Origin of the sequence: Nocardioides sp., assembly GCF_035503875.1 — a bacterium.
In the GTDB taxonomy this organism is placed as follows: domain Bacteria; phylum Actinomycetota; class Actinomycetes; order Propionibacteriales; family Nocardioidaceae; genus Nocardioides.
Map to the genome: position 1 here is coordinate 23,283 of NZ_DATJTA010000040.1, position 18,637 is coordinate 41,919.

The window sequence follows — 18,637 nt, forward strand, 5'->3', positions numbered from 1 at the left end:
CGAGTCGGAGTGCTCAGCTCAGGCGCTCGAGCACCAGGGCCATGCCCTGGCCGCCGGCCGCGCACATCGTCTCCAGGCCGAACTGGGCGTCGCGCTCCTGCAGGCCGTGGATCAGGGTGGTCGCCATCCGCGCACCGGTCGACCCGAACGGGTGCCCGAGCGCGATCGCCCCGCCGTTGACGTTGACCCGGTCCAGGTCGAGGCCGAGCTGGTCGATCGAGGGCAGCACCTGGGCCGCGAAGGCCTCGTTCATCTCGACCAGGTCGATGTCCGAGATCGAGAGACCCGCGCGGGCGACGGCCTGCCGGCTCGCCTCGACCGGGCCCATGCCCATGATCTCGGGGCTGAGCGCGGACACGCCGGACGCCACGATCCGGGCGAGCGGGGTGATCCCCAGCTCCTTGGCGCGGGTGTCGCTCATGATCACCAGCGCCGCCGCGCCGTCGTTGAGCGGGCAGCAGTTGGCGGCCGTGACGGTTCCGTCGGGACGGAAGACCGGGTCCATCGAGGCGACCTTCTCCAGCTTCACGCCCCGGCGCGGCCCGTCGTCGGTGTCGACCACGGTGCCGTCGGCCAGCACGACCGGCGTGATGTCGGTCTTCCAGAAGCCCCGGTCGGCCGCGGCCTCGGCCAGGTTCTGGCTGCGGACGGCGTACTCGTCCTGGGCGCTGCGCGAGACGTCGAAGAGCTGCGCGACGTTCTCGGCCGTCTCGCCCATCGCGAGGTAGACGTCGGGCACGAGGCCCTGGGTGCGCGGGTCGACCCACGGCTCGCCCCGCTCGACGCGCTCTTTGCCGCGCTCGGCGGCGTCGGCGTAGATCGGGTTGCGGGTGTCGGGCATCCCGTCGGACTTGCCCTGAGCGAAGCGCGAGACGCACTCGACCCCGGCCGAGACGAAGACGTCGCCCTCGCCGGCGCGGATGGCGTGCAGGGCCATCCGGGTCGTCTGCAGCGACGAGGCGCAGTAGCGGTGCACGGTGGTGCCGGGCACGCCGTCCAGGCCGAGCCGGAGGGCGACCATGCGGCCCAGGTTGTAGGCCTGCTCGCCGGCGGGCTGGGCGCAGCCCAGCATCAGGTCCTCGACCGTCGTGCGGTCCAGGGCGGGTACGGCGTCCAGCGCCGCCTCGACGATCTGGGCGCCGAGGTCGTCGGGGCGCAGGTCCTTCAGCGATCCCTTGAAGGCGCGGCCGATCGGGGACCGGGCGGCGGAGACGATGACTGCTTCGGGCACGGGTGCTCCTGTGGTTGGGCTGACGGGTCAGGCGTTGGGGGTGTGCTGGAGGAAGGCGGGCCACTCGCCGCCGCCGTCGACGTCGAGCACCGCGCCGGTGATGTGGCTGGCCAGCGGGGAGGTCAGCAGCAGGCAGGCCTGGCCGATCTCCTCGGGCGTGGCGAGCACCCCGCGCGGGATCGTGGCGGCCACCTTGGCGAACTGCTCCGCGTCGCCGTAGTGGTCGACCGAGCCGGGCGTCGCCACCAGGCCGCAGCTGACGGCGTTGACCCGGACGTCGGGCGCCCACTCGACGGCGAGGCTGCCGGTCAGGCTCTCCAGGGCGGCCTTCGCCGCGCCGTACACGGCGGTGCCGGGGCTGGGCCGACGCGCCGAGATCGAGGTGATGTTGACGACCACGCCGTGCTCGGCCTGCTTCAGGTGCGGATACGCCGCGTGCATGACGTGCACCGCGGACATGAAGTTGAGGTCGTTGATCTTGGCGTGGAAGCGCGGCGAGCCCGCGGCGAAGTCCGAGAACGGCGCCCCGCCGGCGTTGTTGACCACGACGTCGATCCGGCCGCGGCGGGCCGCGACGTCCTCGATCCAGGCGGAGACCTGGTCGGCCTCGCGGACGTCCACCGCGCTGAAGTGCGGGCTGCGTCCGTCGACCTCGGTCAGGCTCTCGGGCGTGCTGCGGCCGCAGATCTCGACGTGCGCGCCGGCCGCCAGGTAGGTCCGCACGATGCCGTCTCCGACGCCGCGCGCGCCGCCGGTGACCAGCACGACCTGGTCGGTCAGGTCGATGGTGAACGCCATGGGTCTGCCTCTTCTCTGCGACGGGGAGTGCCCCGGGGTGGTACCAAACAAGTGCTAGGTTGCTCCACCGTACAGGAAGAGCCGTCCCGGGAGCCGCGCAGTGAGACTCGCCATCAACAGTCCGATCGTCGTCGCGCTACCCGGCACCTTCAGCCCCTGGGAGCGGGACGCGGGGATCGCCGAGCTCGCTGCGATCGTCGAGGACGCCGACCGGCTGGGCTACGACCATGTGACGTGCAGTGAGCACGTCGTCGTACCGGCCCCGGTCGCGGAGGTGCGCGGGGGCACCTACTGGGACCCGCTGGCGACCTTCGGCTACCTCGCCGCCCGCACCACCCGGATCCGCTTCGCCACCCAGGTGCTGGTGCTCGGCTACCACCACCCGCTCGAGATCGCCAAGCGGTACGGGACGCTCGACGTGGTCAGCGGCGGCCGGCTGATCCTCGGCCTCGGCGTGGGCAGCCTGGAGGAGGAGTTCGAGCTGCTCGGCGCGACCTTCCAGGGCCGCGGCGACATCGCCGACGACGCGCTCCGCGCCCTGCGGGCGAGCCTGTCCCGCGCGGAGCCGGCGTACCACGGTCCGCACTTCGACTTCGACGGCGTCGTGGTCGAGCCGCACGCCGTCCAGGACGAGGTGCCACTGTGGATCGGCGGCCGGACCCGCCGCTCGCTGCGACGTGCGGTCGAGCTCGGCAACGGATGGGTGCCTTTCGGTCTCTCACCCGAGGAGCTCGGCCGGCTGCTCGCCTCGGCTCCGATCCCCGAGGGCTTCGACGTCGCCCTGAGCCCCGCCACCCCACTGCAGCCCACCGCCGCCCCCGACGCGACGCTCGCCGCCCTGACCGAGCTCGCCGACGCCGGCGCCACCATCGCCTCCGTCAAGCTCGCCGCCACCGGCGTCGAGGACTACCGCGAGCAGCTGCACGCCCTGATGGAGATCGCCGGCGACCTGTAGCCGACCCTACGCCGACTCTCGACCCACCGGGTTTCGAGGCTCAGGCCCGGGGGGCCTTCGCACCTCAACCAGCGTCACTCACCCGACGCTGGTCGAGGTGCGAGCGCAGCGGCGAGGGTCGCTGGTTGAGGTGCGAGCGGAGCGAGCCTCGAAACCCGGCGAGGTACGAGACCGCAGCAATCGACGCCGACTCTCGACCCACTGGGTTTCGAGGCTCAGGACTCCGTCCTTCGCACCTCAACCAGCGTCACTCGCCGCTGGTTGAGGTGCGAGCGGAGCGAGCCTCGAAACCCCCGCAGCCCGAGAAGCAACGGCGACCAGGGCCGACTCCCGGCCCACTGGGTTTCGAGGCTCAGGACTCCGTCCTTCGCACCTCAACCAGCGTCGCTCACCTGACGCTGGTTGAGGTGCGAGCGGAGCGAGCCTCGAAACCCGGTGAGACGGGAGTCGGGCTCGACCCGTGGCTCGGAAACCAACCAAGTGCTAGGTTGCCAGACATGAGCAGAGTGAGCATTGTCAGTGGCGGGGCGCTCGGGATCGGCGGGGCCACGTCGCGGCGGCTCGCGGCCCGCGGGGACACCGTGGTGCTCAACGACATCGACGGCGACGCGGCAGCCGCCACGCGGGACGCGATCGTGGCCGAGGGCGGCGAGTGCGTCGTCGTCGTGGGCGACATCGTCGAGCACGACGTCGTGGCGCAGGTGGTGGAGACCGCGCTCGGGATCACCGGGCGCATCGACGTCCTGGTCAACAACGTCGGCGACTTCCGACCGGCGTCCAAGGACTTCCTGCGCAGCAGGCCCGAGCAGTGGGAGCGGCTGCACGAGCTCAACCTGCTGCACGTGCTGCGCCTGACCCACGCGGCGCTCCCCCACCTCATCGAGCAGGGCGGCGGCGCGGCCATCGTGAACAACTCGACCGTCGAGGCGTTCCGCGGGATCCCCGGCCACGCCGTCTACTCGGCGTACAACGCCGGCGTCTCGGCCTTCACCAAGAGCCTGGCCGTCGAGGTGGGCCGCCACGGCATCCGCGTCAACGCGATCGCGCCCGACCTGGCCGACAGCCAGCAGACCCCGGCCGCGGCGATGCTCAACGGCAAGGACCCGGCGTTGATCCCCACCTGGGTGCCGATGGGCCGCTTCGGCCACGTCGAGGAGTACGCCGCCGTGATCGAGTTCCTCACCTCCGACGCCGCGTCGTACCTGACCGGTCACACCATCCCCGTCGACGGCGGCACCCTGGCCGCCTCCGGGTGGTACGCCCGGGTCGACGGCAAGGGGTGGACCAACTTCCCGTTGCACGCCTGAGGAGAGCCATGCCCACGACCCCCGACACGCCCGCCCTGCACTCGCAGACCTTCCGGCTCAGCTACGCCGACACCGACCCGGCCGGGATCCTCTACTACGCCGCCTGGTTCCCGTGGATGGAGCGGATGCAGAGCGAGTGGTTCTTCCTCAACGGCCTGCGCCAGGACCAGCTCAGCGAGCGGCACGGCTTCTGGTCGGTCACCTGCCACACCGAGTGCGACTACCTGGTGCCGGTCGGCCTCTTCGACGAGATCCGGATCGAGCTGCGCCTGGGCCGGGTCGGCCGCGGCTCCTTCGACATGCTGCACCACATGGTCCGCACCAGCGACGGCGTACTCGTCGCGAAGGCGCTGATCACCGTTGTGACGGTGACGCCCGACGGGTCGGCGACGGCCATCCCGCCGATCCTGCAGCGCCACCTCGACAGCTGGGCGGACGGCGCCGCGCTCGAGCAGGTGGCCGACCATGCCTGAGCACCTGCGGGTCGCCCTCGGCGACCTCGTGCACCGGTACGCCGCCCTGGCCGACCAGCGCCGCACCGAGGAGCTGGCCGCGCTGTTCACCGAGGACGGCGAGCTCGTCGTACCGACCCCGCCGGAGCGCCTCGAGCCGCACCTGGAGCTGCGCGGGCGCGCGGCCATCACCGAGCACCTGGCCGTCCTCTCCGGGCTCACGCTGACTTCGCACCAGCTCGTCGGCGAGGTGTACGACGCCCTCGACGACACCCGCGCCACCGGCCGGGTCGCCTGCGTGGCGCACCACCTCGACGGCGAGCGGGACGTGGTCTGGCACCTGCACTACGACGACACCTACGTCCTCGAGGCGGGCGCGTGGCGGTTCCGCCGGCGCGAGCTGCACCTGGACTTCATCCACACCCAGCGGATCTCCGCCCACCGCTGAGCCGGACACGACGAGGGGCCTCGCCCGCGGATCGCTCCGCGGTCGAGGCCCCTCGTCGTGGCGGTGTCGCTCAGGCCGGCGGCGCGGCCGTCGTACGCCCGAAGTAGGCGTCCTGCAACACCGTGATGTCGCTGACCTCGGAGGCACGCTGCGAGAGCACGTTGCGCCCCATGTCGAGGACGGTGACGTGGTCGGCGATGGCGAAGGATGCCTCGACGGCCTGCTCGACCAGCAGGATCCCGAGCCCCGTCTCCTTCAGCTGGTGCACCCGGTCCATCACCTCGCCGACGATGACCGGGGCGAGACCGCCGGACGGCTCGTCGAGGAGCAGCAGGCTCGGCTTGGACATCAGCGCCTGGCCGATCGCGAGCATCTGCTGCTGGCCGCCGGACATGGTCGACGCCAGCTGCGCGCGCTTCGAGCCGAGGATGGGGAACAGCTCGTAGATCCGCTCCACCTCCTCGCGCAGGGCGGCCCGCTTGACCTTGCGGGGGTAGCCGCCGAGCAGCAGGTTCTGCTCGATCGTCTGCCCGTGGAAGACGCGCTTGCCCTCCTGCACGTAGGCCATGCCCTTGCGCACCCGCAGGTGCGGCGCGACCTTGTTGATGTTCTCGCCGTGGAGGACCACCTCGCCGCCGGCGACCTTGTTGAGGCCCGTGAGGGCACGCAACGTCGTCGTCTTGCCCGCTCCGTTGCGGCCGAGCAGCACGGTGATCTCGCCGGCGCGGACCTCGAACGAGGCGTCCCAGACGACCCGCAGGTCGCCGTAGCCGGTGGCCAGCGAGTCGACCTTCAGGAGGGGCTGTTCGGCTGCTGCACTCACTTGTCGTCTCCTGCTCCGACGGGGGTGTGCCCGTCGATCACGTCGGCCATGGTGGCCGGACCGCCCTGGTGGGCGTCCGGGTCCACCCCGAGGTACTCGCTCATCACCCGCGGGTTGTTCTCGATCTCCTCGGGCGTGCCCCGGGCCATCAGCTGCCCGTGGGCCAGCGCGACGATCTCGTCGGCGAGCGAGAGGACGAGCTGGAAGTTGTGCTCGACGAGCAGCACCGTGCCGCCCGCGTCGCGGACCCGGCGGATCATGTCCGCGAGCCGCTGCACCTCGTCCTCGTCGAGACCCGAGGCGACCTCGTCGAGCAGCAGGACGCCCGGGTTGCTGATCAGGCAGCGGGCGACCTCGAGCAGTCGTCGCTGGCCGAGCGGCAGGGCCACCGCCTCGACGTCCTCGAGGTGCCGGATGCCGACCATGTCGAGCACCCGGTCGGCCTCGGCGAGGTCCTCCCGGCGTACCCGGCGGTAGCGCGGGAGCCGCAGCACCGCCTCGATGACCGTGGCCCGGTGACCGGAGTAGCGCCCGGCCATCACGGCCTCGCGCACCGTGATGCCCTCGGGGATGTTGGGCGTCTGGAAGGTACGGGCGACCCCGGCCCGGGCCACCTTGTCGGACCCGAAACCCTGGAGCTCCCGGCCGTCGAGGCTGATGCGGCCCTCGTCGGTCTTGTAGAACCCGCAGATCATGTTCAGCAGGGTCGTCTTGCCCGAGCCGTTGGGGCCGATCAGCGCCGTGACGCGGCCCGGCTCGGCCGTGAGGTCGACCTGGGAGAGCGCCTGATTGCCGCCGAAGGCCTTCGAGATGCCCTGGACGACCAGCTTCTGTCCGGGCACCGGAGGCATCTTCGCGGTCAGCGCGTCGTCGCTCGGGGTCCCCGGCTGGCCGCCGTGGGTGATCCGCTTCCACAGCGCCCGGGCGAGTCCGGCGAGCCCGCCGGTCAGCAGGACGCCGCCGATGATGAGGAACGCCCCGGTGACCAGCAGCGAGTAGGTCTGGAAGTCGGTCGACGCGTTGAGCCCGAACTGCAGGATGAACGCACCGACCACGGCGCCGTACACGCTCGCGGAGCCGCCGAGCACGGAGGCGGCCAGGATGGTCGTCGCGACGCCGAAGGCGAACGCCTCCGGGGAGACGTACAGGTCGAGGCTGGCGAAGAGGGCACCGGCGAGGCCGGCCGGCACCGCCCCGAGGGCGTAGGCCAGCAGCTTCATCCGGAACACGTTGATGCCCATCGACCGGGCGAGCACGGGGCTCTGCTTGAGCACCCGCAGCGCGGTGCCGTGGCGCGAGACGACAATGTTGCGCATCACCGCGAACCACAGGACCGTGACGACGGCGATGACCATGAAGTACTCGTCGGGGTCGAGCAGGTGGCCGAAGAGCGTCGGGCTGAGGATGCCGGTCAGCCCGTTCCGGCCGCCGGTGTCCTCGCGGAAGATCGACAGCACGTCCGGCAGGAGCAGGACCAGGAAGAACGACGTCATGGCCAGCGACCAGCTGCCCAGGCGCAGACCGGGTACGCCGGTCACGATCCCGACCACGAGCGCGACGGCGCCCCCGGCCAGGAGCTGAAGCAGGATGTCGGTGTGCCCGGCGCGGGAGAGCATCCCGGCCGTGTAGGCGCCCCCGGCGTACATCGCGACCTGGCCCATGGCCAACTCGCCGGCGAAGCCGAGGCTGAGGTTCAGGCCGCTCACCAGGAGCGCGAGGATCATGGCCAGCTGGAGCTGGCGGACGATCGAGAACTCGAGCCCCAGGTGGGGCACGAGGATGAGCAGGATTCCGAGGGCGAGGGGCACCAGCCACAGCGGCTTGCCCTCGAGGCGGCGTGCGAGCGTCATCTCAGACCACCCTCTCCTTGGCACGGACGAACAGGCCGGCGGGTCTGAGCATGAGCACCGCGATCAGGATCAGGAACACGGTGAGGTTGGCGTACTCGCCACCCCAGTAGCGGGCTGCGAAGGCCTCCGCCAGACCGACCAGCGCACCGCCGACCAGCACCCCCTCCATGGAGCCGAAGCCGCCGATCGCCAGCACCACGAAGCCCTTCAGCGCCAGCGCGGCGCCGAGCGTCGAGACCGCGAAGGTCTTGGGGCCGACGAAGAGCCCGACCGCGCCGGCGATCAGGCCCGCCGCCACGAAGGCGGCGAACGCCAGCTGGCGCACGTTCACCCCGCGCAGCTGGGCCGCCTCCCGGTCCTCGGACATGCCGAGGAGGGCCAGGCCGGTCAGGGAGCGCCGGCTGTACTGGGTGAGCCCGACGACCAGCACGATCGCCAGGGCGATCAGGGCGAGCTCCACCGGGTAGACCCGGCCGCCCAGCAGCGTCATGGCCTCGTCCCCGCCGAAGAAGGGCACCGTGAGCGGCTGGCTGCCCCAGGTCAGCTGGGCGACGCCGTCGAGGAAGATCGAGGCGCCGAGCGTGGTGACCAGGACGTTGTGCATGTCCTTCACGGGCCGGATGGCGATCCGCTCCTCGATGGCGGCGGCGAGCCCGACCGCGCCCGCGGCCATCAGCAGCACGAGCGGCCAGGCCAGGTCCCAGGTGACCAGGCCGGAGTAGGCCACGAACGCGCCGATCATCATGAGCTGGGCCTGGGCGAAGTTGAAGGTCTTCGACGAGATGAAGACGATGTTGTATCCGATGGCGACCAGTGCGTACACGGCGCCGAGGGCGAGACCGCCCCAGATGAGAGTCACGGTGGGTTTCCTCGTGGTCGTCGAGCGTTCGTCCGAGCACTGGCCGTGACCAGTGACCCGTCGGGATGGCCCCGTGCCGGGCCGGCGTGCGCCGGCCCGGCACGGGGATGCGTCCGCTGCGTGCTGGCTACGGGTGGAACTGACCGTCCTTGAGGATCGACGGCGGGATGAAGGCGAACTCCTCCGGCGTGGGCTGCGAGTCGTGCTGCTCGGCGGTGAAGTTGTACGTCGAGAGGATCGCGGTCGGCGCGGCCTCCTGGACGGCCGGGTCCTCGAGCGCCTCGGCCAGCTTCTCCGGGTCGGTCGAGCCGGCCTTCTCGGCGGCGGCCTGCACGAGCAGCGGCGCGTCGTAGTTGTAGGCCAGGATCAGCGTCGCCTTGATGTCGCCGATCGCCTTCATCCGCTCGACCGCGTCGACGACCTCGGCCGCCTCGGGGTCGAACGCCGTGCTGTTGTAGACGTGCATGACCAGGTTCGCGACCTGGCTCGTGCCGAGGACACCGCTGGGCGGCTCGGTGGAGATCAGGCCCGTCGCCGACACCGAGGTGTTGCCGATGATCGGGACGTCCCAGCCGAGCTTGTCGATGCCCTTCAGGACGTAGCCCAGCGGGGCGCCGTACGCGTCGAGCACCAGGGCGTCGGGGTTCTGGCCCTTCAGCGCCTCGAGCTGCGGGGTCATGTCGAGCGCGGCGATGTCATACTCCTCGTTCCCGACGACCTCCGCACCTTCGCTGAAGATCTCCTCGGCCTGCTTGCCGAAGACCTCGCCGTACGAGCTGGAGCCGTGCAGGATCGCGACCTTCTCGTAGCCGTTCTCCTCGAAGTACGGCAGGTACGACCGGATCTGGTCGCCGGCGCTGGCCGAGAGGTCGAAGTTGAGCGGGAACTGCTCGGGGTCGGCCGAGGTCTCGGTCGGGCCGATGTTGAAGGAGAGGATGTTGTTCTGCTTCAGGATCGGCAGCGTCGCATCGGCGACGGTGGAAGGACCGGAGTTGAGGACCAGGTCGGGCTTGTCCTTGGCGATCGCCTCGCGCAGCTTGGTGACGGCGATGGTCGGGTCGGCCTGGTCGTCGATGACGTCGATGACGACCTTGCGACCGTCGATCCCGCCCGCGTCGTTGACCGCGTCCACGCCGGCCTCGGCCGAGAGCACGGACGTCGACGCGTTGTCCGCCAGCACACCCTCGGCACCGATGCCCCCGAGCACGACGACGCGGTAGTCGCCACCGTCACCGCCCGCGCTGTCCGAACCGTCGTCGGCGCAGCCGGCGGCCACCATCGAGAGACCCGCGAGTCCCCCGACCAATCCGATAAGACGTCTGTTCATTCCTGATCCCTCCACAACGAGCAAACCAAGCGCTTGCTAGTTTGATGACGTTAACATGACTCGAATCACACCTGTCAAGACACCTCTGGAGGCGCCCCATGACCGACCCGCGAACGACCACGAACGCCCCCCGGCTGGCGCTGGTGACGGGCGCTGGCGGTGGCCTCGGGCAGGCGATCTGCCGGCGCCTCGCCGCTGACGGAGACCGCCTGGCGCTGCTGATCCGTCGTACCCGGCCGGACGCCCTCCTCGAGGAGCTCGGCGAGCAGGTGGTGCACGTCGGCACGGTCGACCTCGCCGACGGGGAGGCCGTCGCCAGCGCGGTCGGCGCCGTGGTCCGCGAGGCCGGCGAGGTCGACGTGGCGGTGCATGCGGCGGGGCCGCACGTGCCGATGGTGCACCTGTCCCGCGTCGGCCCCGAGCAGTTCTCCCAGCAGCTCGACGCCGACGCCAAGGCGTTCTTCAACCTGATGCATGCTCTGCTGCCCACGCTGCGCTCCACCCGCGGGTCGATGACGGCCGTGACCACCGCGGCCACCTCGCGCTTCCCCACCCGCGACGGCCTGTCCTCGGCGCCGAAGGCGGCGGTCGAGGCCCTGGTGCGCGGGTTCGCAGCCGAGGAGGGTCGCTTCGGGGTCCGCGTCAACAGCGTCGGCCCGGGCATGCTGACCGACGGGATGGCGGAGCGGCTCATCGCCAACGGGGACCTCGACGAGCGGGCGCTCGAGGTGGCCCGCTCGAACATCCCGCTGCGCACCTTCGGCACCGCCGTCGACATCGCCGAGGCGGTCGCCTTCCTGGCCTCCGACAAGGCGGGCTTCATCACCGGGCAGAAGCTCGACGTCGACGGCGGCTACGGCGTCTGATGTCCCGGCCATACCACGACGAAGGAGCAGACATGGACCGCACGACGCAGAGCCGGGCCGACTTCGGCTTCGAGCACGGCGACACCCTGCTGGTGACCGGCGCCGCCTCGGGGATCGGCCGCGCCGTGGCCCTCCACGCGGCCCGGATGGGGCTGCGCGTCTCCGCCTGGGACCTGCAGGCCGAGCCGCTGGCGACCCTCGCCGCGGAGATCGAGGGCGCCGGCGGCGAGGTGATGACCGTGGTGGGCGACGTCTCCGACGAGACGGCGGTGCGCGACGGGTTCGCCGCACTGGCCGAGACCTTCGGCGCCGCCCGCTACCTGGCCAACAACGCCGGGCCGCCGTCCTCGATCCCGCTGGAGTTCGACGAGGCGGTACGGATCAGCGTCGGCAGCGTCCGGCGGATGACCGAGACCTGGGCCGCCTCGGGGCTGCCTGCCGGTGCCGCGATGGTCGCGACGACCTCGGTGGCCGGCAACCTCGTCGGCACGGAGAGCGACTGGTACTCCGCCGCCAAGGCCGCCGTGATGGGCTACGTCCGCCACCTCGCCGCTCACCGGGCCGGGGAGTTCCGCAGCAACGCGGTGGCCCCAGGCATGACTGACACCCCCCGGCTCGCCGGCTTCGCGAGCTCGGAGAACGGCCAGCAGATCCTCGGGCGGATCCCCCTCGGCCGGATGGGCTCCCCCGACGACATGGCGATGGCGATCCTGTTCCTGCTCTCGCCGCTCGGCGCCTACGTCAACGGGGTGTTCCTGCCCGTGGACGGCGGCTGGACGATCACCCAGTGAGCGAGCGCGACCGACGGTGAGCACCGCGTCCGCACGGCCTGCCTCCAGCGCCGTACGGCGTCGCCCGGGGGTGCTGGAGCGGGTCACGCAGGTCCTGGACGCCTTTGCCGACGGGCCGGAACGGCTGCTCCTCGACGACGTCGTGGGCATCACCGGCCTACCGCAGTCCACCGCGTTCCGACTGCTGCGCCAGCTGGTCGGACTGGGCTGGGTCGAGCACGTCCCGCCGGGGTATCGCCTGGGCCCGCGCCTCCCGGTGCGCCAGGCCGACACGGAGCGACTGCGGGCGGCGGCGTCACCGCACCTCACGGAGCTGCACCTGGCCACCGAGGCGGTCGTCCACCTCTCGGTCCTCGAGGGCGACGCGGTCCACTACCTCGACAAGGTGGGCGGGGCCGCATCGGCGACCGTGCCGTCGCGGGTGGGCGCGAGGATCGTCGCCTCCGACACCGTGAGCGGGCGGGTACTCCTGGCCGCCATCGCCCCGGAGCTGGTCGACCAGATGATCTCGCCGACCCGACCGGTGCCGCTCAGCGACGGCGACGACCTGCATCTGGTGCTCCGACGGGTGCGCGAGCGGGGTGGTCTCGCGCACTCGTCGGCCTCCTCGAACTCCAGTCGGATCAGCTCGCTGGCCGGCCCCGTCCTGGGTCCCGGAGGTCCCGTCGCCGCCATCTCGGTGGCCTGTCGGGGCGAGCTACCGGCTGCCAGGTTCGCCCCCTTGGTGACCCGGGCGGCCCGCGCCACCGGCGAGGCGCTCAGCCGAGGGTGAGCACGACCCGGGCGGCACCGCCCGCGCGCATCAGGTCGAAGCCCTCGTTCACCCGCTCCAGGGGAAGTCGCTCGGCGACCAGGGCATCGAGCTCGAGGCGACCCTCGAGGTAGAGCCGCGCCAGCATCGGGATGTCGCGGTGGAAGTGGTTCGACCCCATCAGCAGTGCCTGCACACCCTTGGCCTGCACCAGCAGGTCGAGGCCGGGCAGCTCGAGACTCACGCCGGCCGGCGGCACGCCGACGAGGTAAGCCGTACGCCCCGCCCGCAGCATCCGCAGCGCGTCGGCCAGGGTCGCCGGGACGCCGACGACGTCGAAGACGTGGTCCGCGCCGCCCGCGGTCAGCTCGCGCACGTCGGTCACGGCGTCCGGCGCCGAGCCGTCGACCACGTGGGTCGCACCGAAGCGGCGGGCCAGGTCGAGCTTCGCCGCGCTGAGGTCCACGGCCACGATCTGCCCCGCCCCCGCGAGCCGGGCGCCCTGGACGACGTTGAGACCGACCCCGCCGCAGCCGATCACGGCGACCGTCTCGCCGGGACGGATCCGGGCGCCGTTGATCGCGGAGCCGACGCCCGTCATGACCCCGCAGCCCAACAGGCAGGCGACCTCGGCCGGCACCTCCTCGGGGATCCGCACGACCCCGCTGGCGTGGACCAGCACCTGCTCGGCGAAGCCGCCGATGCCGGCCAGTTGGCTGACCGGCTCCGCGCCGCGCCGCAGGCGCGGTCGGCTCCGGTCCGGGCGGGCGAGTGCCCACCGGCGCTCGCACAGCCACGTCCGACCGACCAGGCACTCCCGACAGGCCCGGCAGAACATCGACTGGCAGGCGACGACGTAGTCGCCTACCTCGACATGGGCGACGTCCACGCCCACAGCCTCGACGTAGCCCGCCACCTCGTGCCCTGGCACCGTCGGCAGCGGCGTCGGCAGGGTGCCCTTCAGCGCGTGCAGGTCGCTCTGGCACAGCCCCGAGGCGACCACCCGGACCCGGACGTCGGAGGGCTCGAGCAGGTCGTCGACACGCAGGTCCTCGATCGCGAGCGCCCCCGGGGTCTCGGTCAGCAGCGCCGCGCGGACGGCGATCCCGGCGCTCACAGCTGGACGGCCTTGATCTCGAGGTACTCGTCCAGGCCGTAGCGACCGCCCTCGCGCCCGATGCCGGAGTGCCGATAGCCGCCGAAGGGGGCCTGGATGTTCCAGGCCCCGCCGTTCACCCCGACCTGACCGGTGCGCATCCGCCGCGCCACCGCCAGTGCCCGCTCCGGCGAGGCCGACCAGACGCTGCCCGAGAGCCCGTAGCGGGTGTCGTTCGCGACCGCGACGGCCTCATCGTCCGAATCCACCGGGATCACACAGGCAACCGGGCCGAAGATCTCGTCCTGGGCGATCGTCATCCGCGAGGTCACGTCGCTGAAGACGGTCGGCCGGACGTAGTGGCCGGACGCGAAGCCCTCCGGCCGGTCCGGGCCGCCGGTGAGCAGCCGTGCACCCTCCTCGATCCCGGTCCGGATGTAGCCAGTGACCCGAGCGCGCTGGACCTCCGAGACCATCGGGCCGATCACGGCGTCCTCCTCACGCGGGTCCCCGAGCCGGAGGTCGGCGAGGCCGGCGAGCAGCGCCGCCTCGACTTCGGCGAGCCGACTGCGGGGCACGATCAGGCGGGACAGAGCGGCGCAGGCCTGTCCGCTGTTGTTGAGCCAGCCGAGCAGGAAGCGCGGAACGGCCACGTCGAGGGCGGCGTCCTCCAGCAGGACGCACGCCGACTTGCCGCCCAGCTCCAGCGCGACGCGCTTGACACCGGGAGCCGCGACCTGGGAGATCCGGACCCCGGTCGCCGTGGACCCGGTGAAGCTGACCACGTCGACCGCCGGGTGGGCCACCAGCGCCTCCCCGACCTCCGGGCCGGTGCCGATCACCAGGTTCGCGACACCGGCGGGCAGGCCGGCCTCGACGAGGGCCTCGACGAAGACGACGGCCGTGAGCGGCGTGAGCTCGGACGGCTTGACCACGACCGTGCAGCCGGCCGCGAGGGCGGGGACCACCTTGGTGCACAGCTGGTAGATCGGGAAGTTCCACGCGGTGATCGCCACCGCGACGCCCGCCGGCTCGCGGAGCACCAGGGAGTTGCCGAGTCGCTCCTCCCAGGCCAGCCTCTCGATCTGGTCGGCGTTGTCGCGCAGCACCGCGATTGCCAGGTCGCCGTGCCGCACCCGGCCCTGCGCGACCGGGGTACCGATCTCCCGGGCCGCGGTCTGCGCGATCTCCTCGACGTGCCCCTCCAGCACGTCGGCGGTCCGCCGAAGCAGGGCCGCGCGCTCGGCCACGGGCGTGGCGGCCCAGGGAGCGAACGCGGCCCGGGCACACTCCACCGCATCGGCGGCGTCCTGGGCGCCTGCGGCGCGATAGCGACCCAGCTCGCTGCCGTCGGTGACGTCGTCGACCACGACCTCGGTCGCACTCGTCCCCTCGCGCCAGCTGCCGTCGATGAAGCTCGCCCTGACCAGGCTCATCGAGCCCCTCCTCGATTCGATTTGAACAAGCGTTTGGTGCGCAACGCTAGACCTGCCAGGAGCGCCGGCAACCGCGCTTCCGTTGGGTGGCAGTGGCGCCGCCCGTACGCCTTTGCCCCGACGGCGGCACCCAGTAGAGTTCCCAACCAAGCACTTGATAGGGAGCCGACGTGGACCTTGCCTTCTTCTCGTTCGTCACGCTGAGCAACGCGAGCGCCGCGGACCACCGCACCTACAACCAGTGGCACCAGCTGGACCACCGACCGGAGAACCTCGCCCTCCCCGGCGTGGCCTGGGGCGACCGGTGGAGCCGGCCCGAGGAGTACAAGTCCGTCAGCACCGGCACCGACGCCACGCACGCCCGGACCGACTACGTCGCCATGTACTGGTTCCGCTCCCCGATCGAGGAGTCGGTCGGCGCCTGGGATCGCCTCGGCGAGGACTCCTTCCAGTGGGGTCGCGGGCCGCTGCTGCCCGGCGTGCACCGCAACCTGCTCGGCTTCTTCCGCCCCGTGAAGGGGTACGCCGCCGCCTCGGCGCTGGTCGGCCCCGACGTCCTGCCCTTCCGGCCCAACCGGGGCCTCCACGTCACGCTCACCCGCCACCAGGACCACCACGGTGCCGCCACCCACGCCCGGCACACCTGGGAGGACCGCCGGCTGATCCCCGCGCTCCTCGACCTCGACGGGGTCGCAGGCGCCTGGACGTTCAGCTTCTCCCACCACCAGCAGCACTCCACGCTGCCGATGACCGACGGCGGCGAGCACGCACCCGGATCACTCCGGCTGCGCCTGGTCTACCTCGACGGCGAGCCGCTCGAGACCACCGAGCGCATCCACGCGGCGGAGCAGGCCCTCGCCGACGCGGGCGACGGCGACCCGTCTGGCACGGGCACCGACGTACTGCTCGCCACGCCGGTGCGGACGATCATCCCGTGGCAGGACTGGTGAACCGGACCTCTGCGCCCGGACCGGACGTTCTGGGCTGAAGTTTCGGCCGAGAACGTCCAGGTACTCCGGTCTACCGGTGAATCTGCGTCCCGACCCCGGTCAGCGCTTCTCCCCCGCCCCGCCGTACCGCTCCCAGTCCTCGGGGTCGTGGGCGATCCAGACCTGCGCCGCACTGGCCCGCTCGTGGTGGGCCAGGCGGCGCAGGGACGCGCGGGCGGCGACCGAGTCGACGTCGCCGTGGTAGTGGATCTCGGCGTCGTAGGCCCCGCGGGTATGTACGACGTCGCCGGTGAGGATGAACGACTGCCCGCGCAGCCGGACCAGCAGCGCCAGGGAGCCCGGGGTGTGACCGGGCAGGTGCAGGGCGGTCACGGCGCCGTCGCCGAACAGGTCGCGGTCGCCGGACAGCTCGGTCCAGGCGATGCCGTGCCTATCGTCGAAGTCCTCGGTGCGGAACCAGGTCGAGGCGAAGCGCTCCGGCGCCCGGGCGTACTCCAGCTCGCCGGCGCCGACGTACGTCGTCGCGTGCGGGAACCGCTTGAGCGCGCCGGCATGGTCGAAGTGCAGGTGCGAGGCCACGACCGTCGTCACGTCGGCCAGCGTGAACCCCAGCCGGTCGAGGTGGTGCTCGACGAGGTGCTCGTGGCGGAAGTCGATCCGGATCCGCTCCGCCATCTCGCCGTACCCGCCGACCGGGTCGCCCGCGTGGTCGGGGTCCAGGCCGGCGTCGTACAGCACCAGCCCGTCGGCGTGCTCCACGAGGTAGATCGGGAACGGGATCCGCGGCGCCCCCTCGCCGAGGAGCGCCACCTGGGCCGGCGACTGGTACGTCGCCGGCTCCAGCGCCCACATGCGGGCAGCGCGGCTCATCGCTCGCCGGCGGCCGCAAGCAGGGCGCGACTGCCCGCCGGGAGAGCGTTCTCGCGTCCGGCGGCGATGAACGTCGCCCGGATGTCCGTCCGCTGCTCGTCGGTGAGCCGCGCGTAGGGGCTGGTCCGGGTCGGGGCGAACCAGACGTCGTTGGCCTCCCACGCGGCGACGCGCAGCGGCGCCTTGTCGATCTTGCCGTTGGCCGTGGTCGGTACGGCGTCGACCACCCGGACGAACGTCGGTCGCCACTTGGCCCCGAGGTCGGGCTGCTCGGCCAGGAAGGCGGAGAACCGCTCGGGGTCGAAGTCGTGGCCGTCCTTGAGCGTGACGACGGCCATCAGCAGGTCGCCCGTCTTCGGATCGGGTACGCCGAACGCGTGCGCTCCGGCGAAGGCCGGGAAGCGCACCAGGATGCGCTCGACCGGGGCGGCGCCGAAGTTCTCCCCGTCGACGCGCAGCCAGTCGGCGGGCCGGCCGCCGAAGTAGAAGTAGCCCGCCTCGTCGCGGTAGCCGAGGTCACCGGTCCAGAAGTGCTCCCCGCCGAGCTTCAGCCGGTCGGCCATCGCCCCGGGGTTCCGGTAGTACCCCTCGAACGATGCGCCCCGGCCGATCGCCACGATCTCGCCCGTCGCCTGCTCGGCGTTGAGCAGCACCCCGGCGTCGTCGAAGACCGCCCGCGGGCACTCCTCGCCCGTCTCCGGGTCGCGGATCTCCGCGACCACCCCGGCTGCGGGCAGACCGAGCGAGTTGTCCGGGGATCCCGGCACCGGCGTGATCCGGATGACGCCCTCGCTGGCGCCGTACCCCTCCCGGACGTCGGGGCACGCGAAGCGCTCGCGGAAGGCACGCACCTCGGCCGGGGACGCCTCGGACCCGAAGACGACCTCGAGGGAGTTGTCCCGGTCCGACTCCTGCTCGGGTTGGCTCAGGATGTAGCTGAGCACCCGACCGACGTAGTTGAAGAAGGTGATCCGGTGCTCGCGGATGTCGGAGATGAAGCGGGAGGCCGAGAACCTGCGGACCATGACGACGGTCGCGCCGACCTCGGCCGCGGTGGCCAGGGTCATCATGATCGCGTGGCCGTGGAAGAGCGGCAGGCACAGGTAGTTGACCGAGCCGCGCCGTACGGCGATCCGCTCGGCCATGCTCTCGGTGAGGCGGCCGAGGCGGCCCTGGCTGCAGATCACCGCCTTGGGCGCACCCGTCGACCCGGAGCTGAAGAGCAGCAGCAGGATGCTCGCGGGGTCGGGCAGCCCAGCCGGCAGCTCGGCGCCGGCGTGCTCCTCGAGCAGGCGCGCGTACGCCGCGGACTCGATGTCGAGCACCCGGTCGGCCGGGATGCCGAGGTCGAGACCGTCGATGCTGTCGGCGTACATCGGCTCGGTGAGCAGCAGGTCGCAGTCGGCGTGCCGGACGTCGTGGGCGAGCTCCGCGCCGCGGCGGGTCGGGTTGATGCCGACGACGGCGTCCCCGTTGAGCGCGGCACCGAGGATCCAGAAGACGAAGTCGGGGACGTTCTGCAGCAGGATCCCGACGTGCCGCTGGGTACGGCCCTCCCCCGGCTCGACCGTCCGCAGCAGCGACGCCCGCACGCACGACTCCCGGACGACCTCGTCCCAGGTCCAGCTGCGGCCCTCGAACCGCAGGCCCTCGTGGTCGTCCCCGACCCGGCGGCGTACGACCTCGGCGAACGTCTCCATGAATCCTCCATTTGAGCAAGCATTTGGTTGCCTCAACCGTAGGGTCGGGGGTGCCCCTCGTCAAGCGGCTCGAGCACGACCGCCGACGCCGCCCGGAGGGGCGGCGTCGGCGGTCGGAGGCTGGATC

18 protein-coding genes are annotated in these 18,637 nt (G+C 71.9%); 8 read left to right on the plus strand and 10 right to left on the minus strand.

Going from position 1 to position 18,637, the window contains the following annotated elements:
- Positions 1–13: 13 nt before the first annotated feature.
- Both VMF51_RS09405 and VMF51_RS09410 read right to left on the minus strand, forming a co-directional pair.
- A complete protein-coding gene (locus VMF51_RS09405; protein ID WP_325474162.1) occupies positions 14–1,231 on the minus strand; it encodes an acetyl-CoA C-acetyltransferase in 1,218 nt (405 codons plus the stop codon).
- Positions 1,232–1,258: 27 nt separating this feature from the next.
- Complete coding sequence (locus VMF51_RS09410) at positions 1,259–2,029, minus strand: SDR family oxidoreductase (RefSeq protein WP_325474163.1); 771 nt, start codon at positions 2,027–2,029, stop codon at positions 1,259–1,261.
- A gap of 100 nt (positions 2,030–2,129) precedes the next feature.
- On the opposite strand from VMF51_RS09410, the gene VMF51_RS09415 reads away from it, so the two are divergent.
- The 4 genes from VMF51_RS09415 to VMF51_RS09430 all read left to right on the plus strand — a co-directional run bounded on the left by VMF51_RS09415 (position 2,130) and on the right by VMF51_RS09430 (position 5,191).
- Positions 2,130–2,984, plus strand: coding sequence for an LLM class F420-dependent oxidoreductase (locus VMF51_RS09415; RefSeq protein ID WP_325474164.1), 855 nt, complete (start codon positions 2,130–2,132; stop codon positions 2,982–2,984).
- 497 nt (positions 2,985–3,481) lie between these two features.
- Complete coding sequence (locus tag VMF51_RS09420) at positions 3,482–4,291, plus strand: SDR family NAD(P)-dependent oxidoreductase (RefSeq protein WP_325474165.1); 810 nt, start codon at positions 3,482–3,484, stop codon at positions 4,289–4,291.
- A gap of 8 nt (positions 4,292–4,299) precedes the next feature.
- On the plus strand, positions 4,300–4,764 hold the full coding sequence (locus VMF51_RS09425) for a thioesterase family protein (protein ID WP_325474166.1): 465 nt from the start codon (positions 4,300–4,302) through the stop codon (positions 4,762–4,764).
- Complete coding sequence (locus VMF51_RS09430; RefSeq protein WP_325474167.1) at positions 4,757–5,191, plus strand: nuclear transport factor 2 family protein; 435 nt, start codon at positions 4,757–4,759, stop codon at positions 5,189–5,191. The genes VMF51_RS09425 and VMF51_RS09430 overlap by 8 nt, the downstream gene beginning before the upstream one ends.
- A 70-nt stretch (positions 5,192–5,261) precedes the next feature.
- On the opposite strand, the gene VMF51_RS09435 is transcribed toward VMF51_RS09430, so the two are convergent.
- From VMF51_RS09435 to VMF51_RS09450, 4 genes are all read right to left on the minus strand, one after another.
- Positions 5,262–6,014 (minus strand): ABC transporter ATP-binding protein, encoded by a 753-nt coding sequence (locus VMF51_RS09435; protein WP_325474168.1) that lies wholly within the window; start codon positions 6,012–6,014, stop codon positions 5,262–5,264.
- Positions 6,011–7,864, minus strand: a complete 1,854-nt coding sequence (locus VMF51_RS09440) for a branched-chain amino acid ABC transporter ATP-binding protein/permease (RefSeq protein ID WP_325474169.1) — start codon at positions 7,862–7,864, stop codon at positions 6,011–6,013. Before VMF51_RS09440 ends, VMF51_RS09435 begins: the two co-directional genes overlap by 4 nt.
- A gap of 1 nt (position 7,865) precedes the next feature.
- On the minus strand, positions 7,866–8,723 hold the full coding sequence (locus VMF51_RS09445) for a branched-chain amino acid ABC transporter permease (protein WP_325474170.1): 858 nt from the start codon (positions 8,721–8,723) through the stop codon (positions 7,866–7,868).
- Positions 8,724–8,850: 127 nt separating this feature from the next.
- Entirely contained in the window at positions 8,851–10,050 is a 1,200-nt protein-coding gene (locus VMF51_RS09450) for an ABC transporter substrate-binding protein (protein WP_325474171.1), read from the minus strand.
- A 98-nt stretch (positions 10,051–10,148) separates the two neighbouring features.
- On the opposite strand from VMF51_RS09450, the gene VMF51_RS09455 reads away from it, so the two are divergent.
- Genes VMF51_RS09455 through VMF51_RS09465 form a run of 3 tightly spaced genes read left to right on the plus strand, consistent with a single transcriptional unit; the run spans position 10,149 to position 12,479 of the window.
- On the plus strand, positions 10,149–10,916 hold the full coding sequence (locus VMF51_RS09455; protein WP_325474172.1) for an SDR family NAD(P)-dependent oxidoreductase: 768 nt from the start codon (positions 10,149–10,151) through the stop codon (positions 10,914–10,916).
- 32 nt (positions 10,917–10,948) lie between these two features.
- A complete protein-coding gene (locus tag VMF51_RS09460; protein ID WP_325474173.1) occupies positions 10,949–11,707 on the plus strand; it encodes an SDR family oxidoreductase in 759 nt (252 codons plus the stop codon).
- A 16-nt stretch (positions 11,708–11,723) separates the two neighbouring features.
- Entirely contained in the window at positions 11,724–12,479 is a 756-nt protein-coding gene (locus VMF51_RS09465) for an IclR family transcriptional regulator (RefSeq protein ID WP_325474174.1), read from the plus strand.
- On the opposite strand, the gene VMF51_RS09470 is transcribed toward VMF51_RS09465, so the two are convergent.
- Both VMF51_RS09470 and VMF51_RS09475 read right to left on the minus strand, forming a co-directional pair.
- Positions 12,466–13,575 (minus strand): Zn-dependent alcohol dehydrogenase, encoded by a 1,110-nt coding sequence (locus tag VMF51_RS09470; RefSeq protein WP_325474175.1) that lies wholly within the window; start codon positions 13,573–13,575, stop codon positions 12,466–12,468. The two genes, VMF51_RS09465 and VMF51_RS09470, sit on opposite strands and share 14 nt — an antisense overlap.
- Positions 13,572–14,990, minus strand: coding sequence for an aldehyde dehydrogenase family protein (locus tag VMF51_RS09475; RefSeq protein ID WP_325474176.1), 1,419 nt, complete (start codon positions 14,988–14,990; stop codon positions 13,572–13,574). Before VMF51_RS09475 ends, VMF51_RS09470 begins: the two co-directional genes overlap by 4 nt.
- 170 nt (positions 14,991–15,160) lie before the next feature.
- Between VMF51_RS09475 and VMF51_RS09480 the strand changes: the two genes are divergently transcribed.
- The gene (locus VMF51_RS09480) at positions 15,161–15,940 is read left to right on the plus strand and encodes a hypothetical protein (protein WP_325474177.1); all 780 of its coding nucleotides are present in this window, start codon (positions 15,161–15,163) and stop codon (positions 15,938–15,940) included.
- A gap of 99 nt (positions 15,941–16,039) precedes the next feature.
- Here VMF51_RS09480 and VMF51_RS09485 read toward each other — a convergent pair whose 3' ends face one another.
- Both VMF51_RS09485 and VMF51_RS09490 read right to left on the minus strand, forming a co-directional pair.
- Positions 16,040–16,810, minus strand: coding sequence for an N-acyl homoserine lactonase family protein (locus VMF51_RS09485; RefSeq protein WP_325474178.1), 771 nt, complete (start codon positions 16,808–16,810; stop codon positions 16,040–16,042).
- Positions 16,807–18,510: an AMP-binding protein gene (locus VMF51_RS09490; RefSeq protein ID WP_325474179.1), complete on the minus strand. Its 1,704-nt coding sequence runs from the start codon at positions 18,508–18,510 to the stop codon at positions 16,807–16,809. Before VMF51_RS09490 ends, VMF51_RS09485 begins: the two co-directional genes overlap by 4 nt.
- Positions 18,511–18,637: the final 127 nt, after the last annotated feature.